Source organism: Streptomyces lushanensis, assembly GCF_001700515.1.
GTDB classification, from domain to species: Bacteria; Actinomycetota; Actinomycetes; order Streptomycetales; family Streptomycetaceae; genus Streptomyces; species Streptomyces lushanensis.
Window position 1 is genome coordinate 1 of the sequence record NZ_MAUD01000350.1, and the last position, 790, is coordinate 790.

The 790-nt window shown below is 70.0% G+C and carries 1 protein-coding gene; it reads left to right on the plus strand.

The window, feature by feature from the left end; translation table 11 throughout:
• Positions 1-68 precede the first annotated feature (68 nt).
• Positions 69-790, plus strand: a 722-nt coding sequence (locus BFF77_RS25630; protein ID WP_141698526.1) for a flavin-containing monooxygenase, incomplete at its 3' end; no start/stop codon positions are given.

Here is a 790-nt window from a genome sequence, read left to right on the forward strand (position 1 = left end):
TTTGTGAGGCTACGAGGACGCTCCTGCGGCTCACCGCCACAGGGTCTACAGAGAGGAACAGGACCCCCATGTCCTCCCCCCACACCCCGCCCCACCCCTCCGGTCCCCAGGATCCCGGTTTCGATCCCGAGGCGCTGCGAGCGCGCTACCGCGCCGAGCGGGACCGCAGGATCCGGCCCGACGGCAGCGGGCAGTACCAGCGCACGGCCGGGCGGTTCGGCTACTACGCCGACGATCCGCACGCCGATCCGTCGTTCTCCCGTGACCCGCTGCACGACCGGGTCGAGGCCGTCGTCGTCGGTGGCGGGCTCGGCGGGCTGCTCGCGGGCGCGCGTCTGCGCCAGGCGGGCGTGGACCGGGTCCGGGTGATCGAGAAGGGCGGGGACTTCGGCGGGACCTGGTACTGGAACCGGTATCCCGGTATCCACTGCGACATCGAGTCGTACATCTACATGCCGCTGCTCGAAGAGGTCGGCTACATCCCGAAGTGGAAGTACGCGCCCGGCGAGGAGATACGCCGGCACGCGCAGGCCGTCGGCCGGACCTTCGACCTGTACCGCGACGCCTGCTTCCAGACCCGGGCGACCGAATTACGCTGGGACGAGAGCGAGTCGGAGTGGATCGTCGGCACCGACCGCGGCGACCGGATACGGGCACGCTACGTGGTGGTGGCCACCGGAACGCTCAGCCAGGCGAAACTGCCGGGCATCCCCGGCATCGAGAGCTTCAAGGGGCATACGTTCCACACCAGCCGCTGGGACTTCGCGTACACCGGCGGTGACGCCGACGG